Annotated in this window: 8 protein-coding genes and 1 tRNA gene; 6 read left to right on the top strand and 3 right to left on the bottom strand. The window is 62.9% G+C overall.

Annotation, left to right across the window (positions count from 1 at the left end):
- Positions 1 to 3: 3 nt before the first annotated feature.
- Both J2X35_RS08770 and J2X35_RS08765 read left to right on the top strand, forming a co-directional pair.
- A complete protein-coding gene (locus J2X35_RS08770; protein ID WP_310183984.1) occupies positions 4 to 969 on the top strand; it encodes an ABC transporter permease subunit in 966 nt (321 codons plus the stop codon).
- Between the two features lie 3 nt (positions 970 to 972).
- A complete protein-coding gene (locus J2X35_RS08765; RefSeq protein ID WP_310183981.1) occupies positions 973 to 1,791 on the top strand; it encodes an ABC transporter permease subunit in 819 nt (272 codons plus the stop codon).
- Positions 1,792 to 1,806: 15 nt separating this feature from the next.
- Here the strand turns inward: J2X35_RS08765 and J2X35_RS08760 are convergent, their stop codons facing one another.
- A complete protein-coding gene (locus J2X35_RS08760; RefSeq protein ID WP_310183978.1) occupies positions 1,807 to 3,672 on the bottom strand; it encodes an AsmA family protein in 1,866 nt (621 codons plus the stop codon).
- 234 nt (positions 3,673 to 3,906) lie between these two features.
- Between J2X35_RS08760 and J2X35_RS08755 the strand changes: the two genes are divergently transcribed.
- Positions 3,907 to 5,808, top strand: coding sequence for an acetoacetate--CoA ligase (locus J2X35_RS08755; protein WP_405023216.1), 1,902 nt, complete (start codon positions 3,907 to 3,909; stop codon positions 5,806 to 5,808).
- Positions 5,809 to 6,066: 258 nt separating this feature from the next.
- Here the strand turns inward: J2X35_RS08755 and J2X35_RS08750 are convergent, their stop codons facing one another.
- Positions 6,067 to 9,939: a PAS domain S-box protein gene (locus tag J2X35_RS08750; RefSeq protein WP_310183973.1), complete on the bottom strand. Its 3,873-nt coding sequence runs from the start codon at positions 9,937 to 9,939 to the stop codon at positions 6,067 to 6,069.
- A gap of 250 nt (positions 9,940 to 10,189) precedes the next feature.
- Here J2X35_RS08750 and J2X35_RS08745 point away from each other — a divergent pair, with 250 nt between their 5' ends.
- The 3 genes from J2X35_RS08745 (at position 10,190) to J2X35_RS08735 (ending at position 11,428) form a co-directional block, all read left to right on the top strand.
- Complete coding sequence (locus tag J2X35_RS08745) at positions 10,190 to 10,639, top strand: phasin (RefSeq protein ID WP_056115044.1); 450 nt, start codon at positions 10,190 to 10,192, stop codon at positions 10,637 to 10,639.
- A gap of 276 nt (positions 10,640 to 10,915) precedes the next feature.
- A tRNA-His gene (locus tag J2X35_RS08740) sits at positions 10,916 to 10,992 on the top strand.
- Between the two features lie 178 nt (positions 10,993 to 11,170).
- Positions 11,171 to 11,428, top strand: a complete 258-nt coding sequence (locus tag J2X35_RS08735; protein WP_056115047.1) for a DUF768 domain-containing protein — start codon at positions 11,171 to 11,173, stop codon at positions 11,426 to 11,428.
- Between the two features lie 86 nt (positions 11,429 to 11,514).
- Here J2X35_RS08735 and xseA read toward each other — a convergent pair whose 3' ends face one another.
- Positions 11,515 to 13,158, bottom strand: a complete 1,644-nt coding sequence (gene xseA, locus J2X35_RS08730; protein ID WP_310183971.1) for an exodeoxyribonuclease VII large subunit — start codon at positions 13,156 to 13,158, stop codon at positions 11,515 to 11,517.
- Between the last annotated feature and the right edge of the window lie 52 nt (positions 13,159 to 13,210).

The raw sequence follows: 13,210 nt of genomic DNA, 5'->3' as shown, positions 1-13,210 counted from the left end.
ACCATGACGGACGCAACCGCAACGGCCGGCACGGTGGCAACGCCTTCCAGCGGACCGCCCACGAGCTTTCTCCAGTCGATCGCCAACCGGCTGGTGATCATCGTTCCCTATGTCTGGCTGCTCTTCTTCTTCCTCATACCGTTCGTCATCGTCTTCAAGATTTCCCTGTCGGATACGGCGAGGGCGATGCCGCCCTATGTCCCGACATTCGATATCTCAAAAGGCTTTGGCTCCCTGCTCGCCGGCTTGCGCGAGCTGGATTTCGAGAACTATCTGTGGCTTGCCGGCGACCCTCTATATTTCAACGCCTACATTTCCAGCGTCGTCGTTGCCGCGATCTCCACCGTTCTGGCGCTCCTGGTCGGCTACCCCATCGCCTACGGTATGGCGCGCGCGCCCGCGACGATCCGGCCGACGCTGCTGATGCTGGTGATCCTGCCGTTCTGGACCTCGTTTCTGATCAGGGTCTATGCCTGGATCGGCATCCTCAAGCCCGAAGGGCTCCTCAACCAGTTTCTCCTGTCCGTCGGTGTCATCAGCCAGCCGCTGGTCATCCTCAACACCTACGCCGCGATCTTCATCGGCATCGTCTATTCCTACCTGCCGTTCATGGTGCTGCCGCTTTATTCGTCGCTGGAGAAGCTGGACCATTCGCTGATCGAGGCGGCGCAGGATCTTGGCTGTCCGCCCATCACGGCATTCTGGAAAATCACTTTCCCGCTGTCGCTGCCCGGCGTTGTCGCCGGCTGCCTGCTGGTCTTCATTCCCGCAGCCGGCGAATTCGTCATTCCCGACCTGCTCGGCGGCTCGCGGACGCTGATGATCGGCAGGACGCTGTGGAACGAATTCAATTCCAATGGCGACTGGCCGGTCGCGTCGGCGGTGGCGGTCGTCCTGCTGTTGATCCTGATCGTGCCGATCGTCCTTTTCCAGCACATGCAGGCCAAGGCCCAGGAACAGGGGAGATAGGCCATGAACGCCGTCTGGAGCCGCTTCAACATCGCATCCATCGTGCTCGGTTTCGCGTTTCTCTACCTGCCAATCGTGCTGCTGGTCGTCTTCTCCTTCAATGAATCGAAACTCGTCACCGTCTGGGGCGGCTTCTCGACCAAATGGTATGTCTCGCTGTTCCACAACCAGGGCTTGATGGACGCGGCATGGGTCACCATCCGGGTCGGGCTGATATCTGCAACCGTGGCGACCGTTCTCGGCACGCTCGCCGCGCTCACCCTGACCCGCTATACACGCTTCAAGGGCCGGCTTCTGTTCAGCGGCATGGTCTTTGCGCCTCTGGTCATGCCGGAGGTCATTACCGGACTTTCCCTTTTGCTTTTGTTCGTCGCCGTCAATCTCGATCGCGGATTTTTCACCCTGACGCTCGCCCACATCACCTTCTCGATGTGCTTCGTCGCCGTGGTGGTGCAGTCGCGGCTGCTGACCTTTGACCGGTCGCTGGAAGAGGCGGCCATGGATCTCGGCGCCCCGCCGGTGAAGACGTTTTTCCAGATCACGCTGCCGGTAATCCTGCCAGCCATCGTCTCGGGCTGGATGCTGGCTTTCACGCTATCTATCGATGACCTTGTCATCTCTTCATTCACGTCTGGTCCGGGCGCCACCACCCTGCCGATGAAGATTTACAGCCAGGTCCGTCTCGGCGTGACGCCGGAGATCAACGCCGCCTGCACCATCCTGATCGGCTTGGTGGCCACCGGCGTCGTCATCGCCTCGGTCGTCAACAAGCAGCGCGAGGTCCAGCGTCTGCGCGACGAGCAGATCGCGCTGCGCGGCTGATCCTGTTCTCAGGGGCTAGTTGGCTGTCTGCTCGCGATTGATCGGCGAGATGAACGGCGTGTTCCAGGTTCCGCCGACGAAGAAGGTTGCCTGACGGCCGACGGGCGGGCCGTTCGCTGCTTCGGCCGGCGGCGCCGGCGGATTGCGCGGCACGATTCCGCCGAACAAGGCGAGCCCACGTCCGGCATAGGGCACGATGCCGGATAGCCAGATCTTCTGCTGTGGCGAGTTCGCTTCGGCCTTGTCCAGCCGCGCCACGCCTTTGGAGATTGTCGCTTTGAGCTCGGCCCCGTCGATGGGGACGCTGCCGTCGGCGACCTCGTTGAGCGGGAAGAAGCCGCCTTCCTGGCTGCGCTTGAGAAATTCCGGCAAATTCAGTCCGCCGAGCGAGCCGGAACCGAAATTGGCGCTGACCGAGCCATCGGCATTTTCGAGGATGCCGTCCCACGTCCTGCCGGGTCCTTTGAGGATCACGGAAACGGTGCCCTTCGCCGTCGGCACCAGCCGTTGCATTCCTGCCGCTGCGCCGAAGGCCGCGCCGTCGATGTCGGATGCCAGCAGCTTGATCTCCGCCTGCGTGCCTTCCGGCTTGCGGTCGAAGCGCAGGCTGGCCTGAATCGTGCCTCCGAAGGCCGTCGCGTCGGAAATATCGAACACGGAAAGGCTGTCCTTCACCTGCGCTGTCGCCGCCACATCGGTCATCTGAACCGCGCCGGCGCTGGCGCTGGCGGCTGACAATCTGAGATCCAGGTTGACGCGCGCTGTGTTGCCCATGCCGGACGGCTCCTGTGGGGCTGGGCTTCCGGGCATGGCAATCGGTGTAAAAGCGGCCAGAAAGGCGCTCAGATCGAGCGTTTCGAACGCCAGTGTTCCGGCGACAACCGGTACCGGCTCGGAAAACGAAAAGTCCAGCGCGCCCATGCCGGGGTTCTTGTCGAGGCTGATCTCGGTGCTGTCCAGCTTGATCCTGCCCATACCGCCGCTGACTTTGCTCGATACGGATAATGCCCCGATAGCAGCCCCCGAAGCCGTGGTCGTTCCGGACCAGTCGAGAGCCCTGCGCAGCGACGGCGCCGAGAATTTGGCCAGGCCGTCGATGTAGGAGTTTTCGGACACATTGACCGTGCCATCGAACGAGAATGTAGCCGGCGTCGATTTCACCGAAACGGTCAGAGGCGCGGTGCCGCCGGCAAGAAGCAGCAGCGGTTTCGCCGACGCGATATCGACCGACACGCTTTCGCCATTCCATATGCCGTTGGCCGAAACCGTGCCGCCGCCATTCAGCGTCGCCCAGCCGACACGGCCGTTGAGGCTGGTGAGAATTTCCGTTTCCTTGCCGTCGGCGGCGGTGATGACGCGCCCATCCCGGAATTCGACTGTGCCGAACGGATCGTTCGGCAGCCGGCCGGTATCGGGGTTCGCCGGATTGGCCTCGACCACGTCGCGCGCGGTGTCGATCGAACGCGTGATGCGTCCGCCAGTCGGCAGGGCAGGCAGGAAAAAACCCTGGGCAGTGTGCTCGACCCGCAGTGTCGGCCTGATCAGCCGGGTGGTCGAGAACACCACGTCGCCGCGCAGCGCCGCCATCGCCGATAGATCGATTTCGACCCGTTCGGCATCGATGACGGGCGGACTGTCGGGTTCCGACCACTTCGACAGCGTCACATCGGTCAAGATCGCCTGGAATTTCGGCCAGACCTGGATTTGCGGGGTGCCGTCGATGGCCACGCGAAAACCGCTCCAGGCGCTCATTTCCCAGGCGATGCGGTCGCGCACGATCCGCGTTGACGCGAAATAGGGCAGGGCCACCAGCGCGAACGCGGCGACGACCACGGCAAAGCCGATCGCCAGTAAGCTGCGCCGGATAAAAACTGATGACATCGCGCCTGTTATCGTCTCGCCGAGAATCGCCGCAAAGGTGTAACCCGTGCCTGACGCATTACAAGTCTTTATGACCCGGCCATGGCGGCTTTGCGTTTTTGCACGTTGACTGGCGCGAGCCTTGCGTCTCAGTAGCGCTTTGTGCTTTTAGGCCGGGAAGAAAGCATGGAGTGCGATGTGACGTCCGACAAACCTCTCTGGGTTCCGTCTCCGCAGCAGATCGCCACGGCGTCCATGTCGGATTTCATGCAGGCGGCCAGCGCCATGGCCGGGCGGGAATTGTCCTCCTACGCACAATTGCATGATTGGTCCATCGCCGAGAGCGAGCGCTTCTGGGACCTTATCTGGAATTACTGCGGCGTGGTCGGTGACAAAGGCGACCGCGTCCTCATCGACGGCGGGAAAATGCCCGGCGCCGCCTTCTTTCCCGACGCCAGCCTGAACTTTGCCGAAAACCTGCTTCGCAAGCAGGGCGCTGCGGAGGCCATCGTGTTCCGCGGCGAAGACAAGATCGAACGCCGGCTTACCTGGAACGACCTCCACGCGCTTGTTTCGAGGCTGCAGCAGCTTTTTGTCTCGCTGGGCGTCAAGCAGGGCGACCGCATCGCGGCGATGATGCCGAACATGCCCGAGGCGGTTGCGGCGATGCTTGCGGCTGCCTCGCTCGGCGCTGTGTGGTCTTCCTGTTCACCCGATTTCGGCGAGCAGGGCGTGCTCGACCGTTTCGGCCAGATCGAACCTGTCGTCTTCCTCGCGCCGGACGGTTACTGGTACAACGGCAAGCCTCAGGAAACGGGCGCCAGGGTCGCTGCCATCGCCGCCAGGCTTCCCACGGTCCGCAAAGTGCTGATCGTCGACTATCTCGGCACATCCGTCGACGTGGCGGCGACGATCCCGAACGGCGCGGCGCTCGAAGACGCGCTTGCGCCTTTCACGGCGAAGACGGTTTCGTTCGCACGGCTTCCCTTCTCGCACCCGCTCTACATATTGTTTTCGTCGGGCACGACCGGCATTCCCAAATGCATCGTCCACAGCGCCGGCGGCGTACTGATCCAGCACCTGAAGGAGCATCGCCTGCACGCCGGACTGATGGAGGGCGACCGCTTCTTCTATTTCACCACCTGCGGCTGGATGATGTGGAACTGGCTGGTTTCGGGGTTGGCGTCCGGCGCCACGCTCCTGCTCTACGACGGCTCGCCTTTCTATCCCGACGGCAACGCGTTGTTCGATTTCGCAGACGCGGAGAAGATGACCTATTTCGGCACATCGGCGAAATTCATCGATTCCGTCCGCAAGGCAGGGCTCGAGCCGATCCGCACGCACGATCTCACCGCGGTGAGGACGATCTCGTCGACGGGATCGCCGCTTTCGCCCGAAGGCTTTCGCTTCGTCTATGACGGGATCAAGAAGGACATCCATCTTGCCTCGATCTCCGGCGGCACCGATATCGTCGCCTGCTTCGTGCTCGGCGTTCCCATACTCCCGGTGTGGGAAGGCGAGATACAGGGCGCCGGCCTCGGCATGGCCGTCGATGTTTGGGACGAGGACGGCAGGCCCATTCGTGAGGAGAAGGGCGAACTGGTCTGCACCAAGCCGTTCCCATCCATGCCAGTCGGTTTCTGGAACGATCCTGACGGCACGAAATATCACGGCGCCTATTTCGAGCGTTTCGACAATATCTGGTGCCATGGCGATTTCGCCGAATGGACGCCGCATGGCGGCATGATCATCCACGGCCGCTCTGACGCGACGCTGAACCCCGGCGGCGTTCGTATCGGCACGGCTGAAATCTACAATCAGGTCGAGCAACTGCCGGAGATCGCCGAGGCCATTTGCATCGGCCAGGATTTCGAGGACGATGTGCGGGTGGTGCTTTTCGTCAGATTAGCGGAAGGCGTCACACTCGATGCCGGCCTGGAGAAACGCATCCGCGACAAGATAAGGACTGGCGCCAGCCCGCGCCATGTCCCGGCGCGCATCCTGGCCGTTGCGGACATTCCGCGCACTAAGTCGGGCAAGATCACCGAACTTGCCGTGCGCGACGTAGTCCATGGCAGGGCCGTCAAGAACCAGGAAGCGCTGGCCAATCCCGAGGCACTTGCGCTGTTCCGCGACAGGTCGGAACTGGCGACATAGCCGGATGCGGCGGTAGCAATATGGTTAACGAATGGTGTCGCCGAAATTTACCTAGATTTCACGAGTGGTACACATTCGTAAATTTTCCGGCGGACCGGTAAGGTTTTGTTAAGCTCCGGCCTCGATAGTCGCACGTAACTTGAGGGAGAAATCCCGTTTCCGCTTTGGCGGACCGATTTCACTCAGGCCCGTCGTGACAAATCCCCTACTTCAGGCGCCCTTGCGGCGCCTTTTTCTTTTGTATTCCTAGGCTTGCGTTCAATCGGCAAGAACGCGGGTCGACGGGAAGGCGACCTCGACAAGCGTCCCCTCGCCAGGTGTCGAACTGATGGTGAACCGCGCCCGGTTGGCCTCCACCATAGCCTTCGTCAACGGCAGGCCAAGGCCGGTGCCGTCGCCGCGCCCGCGCCGCAGCGCATTGATCTGCTTGAACGGTTTCAGAGCCTGTTCGATTTCCGCCTGGTTCATGCCGACGCCGGTGTCACGCACCCGCATGACCACGTCGCCGGAGGCTTCATATGCGGTAGACACAATCACCTGTCCGCCCGCTTGCGTGTAGCGGATGGCGTTCGACAGCACGTTGAGCGCGATCTGGCGGATCGAACGAAGGTCGGCAACCACCTCCGGCACGCGCGAGGCGAAACTGGAGCGGATGATGACACGTTCGCGGTTGGCCTGCGGCTGCATCAGCGCCACGGTTTCAGCGAGCGTGTCGTTGAGCGACACTGCCTCGTAGTCCATCTCCTGCTGACCGGCTTCGATCTTGGAAATGTCCAGAAGGTCGTTGACCAGATCCAGCACATGGTTGCCGGAACGGTTGATGTCGCGCAGATAGTCACGGTAGCGGTCGTTCGAGACCGGGCCGAACTTCTCGTCCACCATCAATTCCGAAAAACCGATGATGGCGTTGAGCGGCGTGCGGATTTCGTGGCTGATGCGGGCGAGGAAATCGGTCTTCTGCGACGAAGCCCGTTCGGCGACGGCGCGGGCCTGGGTGAGGTCTTCCTCGGCGCGCTTCCACTGGGTGATGTCACGCACCACGGCACAGAAACCGCTGTCTTCCGGCAACCTGCCGATGGTCATGAACAGCGGAATGAAACGTCCTTCCGCCTCGCGTCCAATGACCTCGCGTCCGTCGTTGAGCACGCTCGCCACGCCAGGTTCGGAAAGGCCGGCGAGATAATCGCGTGCGGCGCGCTGGCTTTCGATGGCGAACAGCGATGCGAACGGCTTGCCGGCCACATCGTCGCTGTCGAAGCCGAAAAGCGCCTCCGCCGGCCGGCTGATCGACTGGATGTTGCCTTCCGGATCGATGAGGACGACACCGTCGGTCGCGGTGTCGATGATGGTGCGCATTTCAGCGACACGCGCCTTGAGTTCGGAAACGTCTGGCTGCGTAACGCCGGCGCTGCTTGCCGCGAAGGACGGACCTTCGACGCTGCCGTTCGGTTCAGTCGTCGGTTGGATCACCATCATCAACGCCTTGCCGTCGCGCCATGGCACCGAGCGAAGCAGCGCATCGACGGGCAGTTCTCGTCCGTCAGCCGTCCTCAGCCGCAGGGATCGATCCGCCGTATCCAGGGCGGTATCGTCGGTATAAGGATCGACAAAAAGGGCATCGAGGCCACCCACCGCCTCCAGCCCGGCAAGGGACTTGTAGCCTGTAAGCGCGAAGAATTCCTCGTTGGCGTAATGCAGCGCATCTCCCGAATGGATCAGCACCGGCACCGGCAGTCTGGCCATCAGCGAGGTATCGGAGCCTGTGGCCGCAAAGGCCGAGGGCAGGAACCCTTCGGCGCGCAGGGGCGGCGACTGGCGCGCAGGGCGCTCATCGTAGTCTGGCGTGGCGGCCGTCGTTTCGACGGGCAGGGTTTCGTCGTCGCGCGCATCGCGGAAATCGGCGGCGGCGGTGCTGTCATCATCGTCGGCGAAATCCAGCAGGGAGCGACCGGATTGCCGGTCATTCGAATTCGACGGGGAATCGACCCCGTCCAGCCTGGCGAGGTCTGCCTGATTCTCTGTGTCGTCGATCTCGTCGAGGTTCGCGCCGTCGTCGATCGCGCCGGCGTCTTCCTCTTCGGCAAAATCGAGCAGCGAACCGCCGCCATATTTTCCGGGCTCGGTCGCGGGGGTGCGCAAATCCCGGTCTGGATCTCCCTCGGCGGGCTCCGTTGATGCCGTAGGCGCCGCGGGTGCAACGGGCTCGGCGCTTTCGCCTGGGGCGGAACCATGCGGTTCCAGCGCTGCCGTGTCCGCCAGATGCGGTTCCGAACCAGCCTCGATATCGACTCGCGTGTTTTCCACCCCGCTTTCGGCGGGTGTCTCCCCGGATGCTGTCTCTTTTTTCTCCGCCGGGATGGCGCCGTTGTCTTTCTTCAGTCGCTCGCCGATTTCACGGAAGGCGCTGCGCTCGACCGTGGAAAGGCCCTTGTCGTTGGCGGGCTGACGGTGCTCGGCCAGCCTGATGACCTTGTCGGCAAAACGGCGGTCCTGTTTCGGCACGATGCTCAATGCCGGTACTTCACCCTTGAACGGGTCGTCCGGCGACGCTTCGCCGTGGGGCGGTGGTGCCAGTGGTCCCGAGGTGTTGTCCGGCTGCGCCGGTTGGCCGCCATTCTGTTCGCCATCGGGTGCTGCATTGGGCACCAGCGCCAGCCCGATCTTCTCCGGGTCATCGACGGCATCGCCGGGGCGCGCGACACCGAAGCCGCGGAAGCCTTCGAAGGTCCGGCTGCGGCCATAGACAGGCAACGCCGCCAGATCGACGGGCACCTTCAACCCGGTTCCGGCCAGCGGCCAGAGCACCGAGCGGCCCGACCACGTGTCGCGCCGTTCCAGGAGGCCGCTGATTTCGCCGCTCGGATCGAGCCCGAAGGCGACTGCGACGTCCCTGAAGCGCCGGCCCAGAACGTCGGCAGCCGTCTGTCCGACAGCAGCGGCGAATTCAGGCGAGACGGCGCTGAACCTCCCTTCCGCGTCCGTGCGCCAGACGAAGCGCCGAGGCGTTGCGTTGCGATCGATCGTGGGAGCAGGTTCTTCGACCTTCTTATCGATGGTTTCAGGAGCATGGGTTGCCATGACGGGTTCGCCCTCGTCCGCAGTTGTCCCGGAACCGGCTATCGCCGGTTCTCCGTCCTCGTGGCCGATCTTCGAACCATCCGCGGAGGCTTTTTCCTCGGTCGCCGAAGGTTGTTGCGGGTCGGATGGCGTCGGATCGCCTCGCTCTTCGCTGAAATACCAATGGTCGTGATGCCCGGCCCCGACTGACGTACTTTTTCCGGGTTTCGATGACGTACCGGCATCGGCTGGCGCAGCGCCCCCTGCGGCCTGCGCCACCGGTTCAGATTGCGGCGCCGTTTCCGGATCGCTTGTGCCCACGCTTGGCGGTATTGATCGATCCTTGCCGGCTTCGGCAGTCTCGGCTTGCGTCTGGAACGGCTCTTTCGTCTCGTCCTCGTCGGCCAACTGCTCCTCGTCGATAACCACCAGGAGGTGGCGCACGGGTTCGTCGGCAAGCCGCGCGAGACCCGACGGGTAGCTTCTGTCGCCTGCGGCGATCAGGCGTTTGACGATACGGTCGCTTTGATAAGCCACCTCGGCCACCAGCCTCGCCAGCGTGGCGCGCGGAATGGCGAGCGCTTCGAAACCGGTCGATGCCGCCTCGATGTCGCCATTGCCGTCGACAAAGGCAAGGAACTGCCCCTTCTGTGTGAAGCCGCTGAGAGCACGGCGCTTCATATCCGGCGCACCGGAAGACCCGGCCTGCGCCGCGGGTACGGCAAGCAGGATCGCCTTCTCGCCGTCCGGCAGCGTCATGGCGCTGGCCATGAAACCGACGGTGCGGCTCATGATGCCGCCGGCCAGCCGCACCGTGATCGGATGGTCGACGCCGATGTCCGGGAAACCTTCCACAGCCAGGATATGCCGTTTGGCCACTGGCGGCAGGTGCGGCGAAGCGCCGACCATGCTTTCAATGTCGGAATAGCCGAAGAGCGCCGCCCCCGGACCATTGGCCCAGATGACCTCCTCCATGTCAGTCGACAGAATAGCCAGCGCATCGCCGGCGGCGAAACGCTTCCGCACCGCGTCCAGCACGGTGACATCAAGGAAAGAGTAGCTTTCTGAAGGCATGCGCTTCGGCGGCTCTCGCAAATCGGAACGGTGCAGTTAACACTTTGTTAATAAAAGCCTGCGGCCCGAAGGTCCACAAGGCAGTCTACGCCCGCGGCGGAAATTCGGCACGTGGTTAACGGTGGAAACCTGTGATTATGGTGCAGCGCAACAAAAATATTGCATTGCACCATAAACTGCCTTATATTGCCCATCATACATGAACGAGACGGCTTTCTGCCAAAGCCGCTGACGCCGAAAAGGATGGAAAATGTCCAAGATCAAGACCGCCGATACCGTTGAGTTCCCGAGCTTCGACGCCGCCAAGGCCACCGATCAGTTCCGCGCCTTCACCGAGAAGGGCGTCGAGCAGTCGAAGGAAGCCTATGCCAAGCTGAAGACCGGCGCCGAGGAAACCCAGAAGGTGCTCGAAAACACCTACGAGACCGTAAAGGGCGTTTCCAACGATTTTTCGCTCAAGGCGATCGCCGCCCTTCGTGCCAGCACGGAAGCCAATTTCTCGCATCTCGAAGCGCTTCTTGGCGCCAAGTCGCTGTCCGAAGTCGTTGAGTTGCAGACCTCGTTCCTGCGCAAGCGCGTTGAAATGACCGTCGATCAGGCCAAGGAATTGCAGGCTGCCGGCACCAAGGCCGCCGAGGATGTTTCCAAGCCGATCAAGACCGCCTTCGAAAAGGCGTTCAAGGACCTCAAGGTCGCCTGAAGCCGCAGAGGCAATTGTGAATACCCGGCCGGCGGTTCCTCCTCCCTCCGTCCGCCGGGATAGCGGCCAGCACCTCCCGCTGGCCATTTATAGAAAAAGGCCGGCACCTCCTCCCGCCGGCCTTTTTCTTTGCCTGTTTGCAGGCGCATGGGTGCTACGCCTTTTTGGCATTCCAAGAGCCTTGAATTTATGTCCGATTGTTCGTAAGTGACGCATCGCCGATTGAAGGAGCGGCAGACGAAGACAGAGCTTCGTTGATCATGCTCAGGCGCTTGCGCCGTTGTAGCTCAGATGGTTAGAGCGCCGGATTGTGGATCCGGAGGTCGCTGGTTCGATCCCAGCCAACGGTACCACCTCCCAAGGAACTGAATTGACTTTGGAAATCGACTTCAATCGGGCTTCGTACCTTAAATCCGGCTTGCCGGGTTGCCTCGCCGTGGCGACTCGGATTCAATTGGCCGGGCGGCATCCTTTTGAGATGCCGTACGTTTACGGCGATCAAAGTGGCGTAACCGGAGCAGGTTATTCATTATGAGCGAACATGCGATCGAGTTTCTTCAGGAGTGGATTGGCGAGAAATGCCAAGCTCCCAGCGAACCGATCAGGATAGAAAAGCAGGCCGAGGCGCTCGCGAGAGAGTGTTGCGCCAAGGCGGCTGAGGCCGGCATCCCGCTGGAGGATATCCAGGAGGAAGTCGGCGACATTCAGGAGCTCATCGCTTCGCGGCTGGAAGACGCCGTCGAGGCCGAACAGTCCGGCGACAAGAATCCGCTCCGGAAAGCTGGATAGGCAAGACGCGGAATACCCCTGCGTCATTGATGCCGGGACACATGCCACCAACCGCCTGTCGCGATTTTCCACGTTAGAGTCTGAGCCTAGAACAGCGACCCCTGGTTTCCGGGGTCCTTCGGCTTTGGGCGCGGTTTTGCCGTCGGCGGCGCTGCCGTCGTCGCTTCGGCGTCCCCTGCTGCCACGGCATGTATGGCGCCGTCGGCAAAGCGAAGTTCCAGCCCGCCGCCCACCACGACTTCCGCGGCGCGCCTGACCAGCTTGCCCGCATCGTCGAGCACCAGTGCGTAGCCGCGCTCGAGGATCGACTGTTCCGATAGTTTGAGTGTCGAGAGCAGCCGGTCGGCCTGTGTCAGCCTCGCCCTTAAGCGTTCCATCCGCACGGTCAGCGCTTGCTCATGCCGGCGCGCGGCGCTTGTCAGCCGGTCCGCGGCCTCTCGTCTCGATCTTTGCAGCGGTTGCAAACTGATGCGGGCCTGCGCGGCGTCGAATCGCTGCCGTTTTCGCGCCAGGGCTGCTTTTGCACATTTCGGCAATTGATCGGAGGCGCGACGCAGTTCCGCCCGCCTCGTGTTTGCTATGCCGCGCAAGGCAGCCTGCCCCCGCAGCACATCCCGCTCGGTCAACTTGCGCCATTCTGCGATACGCCGCATCAGGGTCGCGGTCGAGAGCCGCGCGCCATCGAGCCGCGCCCGCTTGCGATGAACGCCGACCGTGAGGCCGCGGCCGAGCCGGCCCGTCGCTTCGTCGAACCGGCGGCGCGGTACGGCCAGCAGTTGGTCGGGCGAGGGCAGGGCGCGCGCCGCAGCCCGCACTGCCTGCCGCTTGCGGTCCACAGTTCTTGCCGTGCAGGCCTTGAGCCGCGCGCCGAGATTGGCGAGCGTCGCTTCGAGGTCTGCCCTCACGGGCACGGCAATCTCGGCGGCGCCCGTTGGTGTCGGCGCGCGGACGTCCGCCGCAAGGTCGATCAGCGTCCAGTCGGTTTCATGCCCGACCGCCGAGATGACCGGAATGTCGGAGGCGGCGACGGCGCGCACCAGCGCCTCGTCGTTGAACCCCCACAAATCCTCCAGGCTGCCGCCGCCACGCGCGATGATCAGAAGATCGGGCCGCGCGATCGATCCGCCTTCCGCCAGCGCGTTGAAACCTACAACGGCCGCGGCCGCTTCCGCGCCTGCCGTCTCGCCCTGAACCCGCACCGGCCAGACCACCACATGCAACGGGAAGCGGTCGGCCAGGCGGTGCAGGATATCGCGGATCACCGCGCCGGTCGGCGAGGTGACGACGCCGATCACGCGGGGCATGTAGGGCAGAAGCTGCTTGAGCGCCGGGTCGAAAAGCCCTTCGGCCTGCAGCTTGCGTTTGCGTTCCTCAAGCAGCGCCATCAGCGCGCCGGCGCCGGCCGGCTCCAGGCTTTCGATGACGATCTGGTATTTGGACGATCCCGGGTATGTGGTGAGCTTGCCGGTGGCGATCACCTCCATGCCCTCCTCAGGGCGGAAGCGCAGCCGGCTCATCGTGCCTTTCCACACCACAGCTTCAAGGCGGGAGCGGTCGTCCTTTAGCGCGAAATAGGCGTGGCCCGACGAATGCGGGCCGCGATAGCCGGAAATCTCGCCGCGCACCCGCACATGGCCGAACTGGTCTTCGACCGCGCGCTTCAAGGCGCCGGATATCTCGCTCACAGTATATTCGGTGGCGTTTGTGCGTGATTCGGTTGCTTCGCTCATGGCGCGATTGACCGCCCGTGGACCCGGTCCGTCAAGGGCAGCTCATGCTGCG

This window comes from Mesorhizobium sp. BE184, from assembly GCF_031457045.1.
Lineage (GTDB): Bacteria > Pseudomonadota > Alphaproteobacteria > Rhizobiales > Rhizobiaceae > Mesorhizobium.
This window is presented reverse-complemented; position numbering and strand designations above follow the sequence as displayed.

What these genes read in the sequence shown, in the direction of transcription:
- J2X35_RS08770 (WP_310183984.1), top strand. Translation starts at nt 4, where the DNA reads ATGACGGACGCAACCGCAACGGCCGGCACGGTGGCAACGCCTTCCAGC.
- J2X35_RS08765 (WP_310183981.1), top strand. Translation starts at nt 973, where the DNA reads ATGAACGCCGTCTGGAGCCGCTTCAACATCGCATCCATCGTGCTCGGT.
- J2X35_RS08760 (WP_310183978.1), bottom strand. Translation starts at nt 3,672, where the DNA reads ATGTCATCAGTTTTTATCCGGCGCAGCTTACTGGCGATCGGCTTTGCC.
- J2X35_RS08755 (WP_405023216.1), top strand. Translation starts at nt 3,907, where the DNA reads ATGTCGGATTTCATGCAGGCGGCCAGCGCCATGGCCGGGCGGGAATTG.
- J2X35_RS08750 (WP_310183973.1), bottom strand. Translation starts at nt 9,939, where the DNA reads ATGCCTTCAGAAAGCTACTCTTTCCTTGATGTCACCGTGCTGGACGCG.
- J2X35_RS08745 (WP_056115044.1), top strand. Translation starts at nt 10,190, where the DNA reads ATGTCCAAGATCAAGACCGCCGATACCGTTGAGTTCCCGAGCTTCGAC.
- J2X35_RS08735 (WP_056115047.1), top strand. Translation starts at nt 11,171, where the DNA reads ATGAGCGAACATGCGATCGAGTTTCTTCAGGAGTGGATTGGCGAGAAA.
- xseA (WP_310183971.1), bottom strand. Translation starts at nt 13,158, where the DNA reads ATGAGCGAAGCAACCGAATCACGCACAAACGCCACCGAATATACTGTG.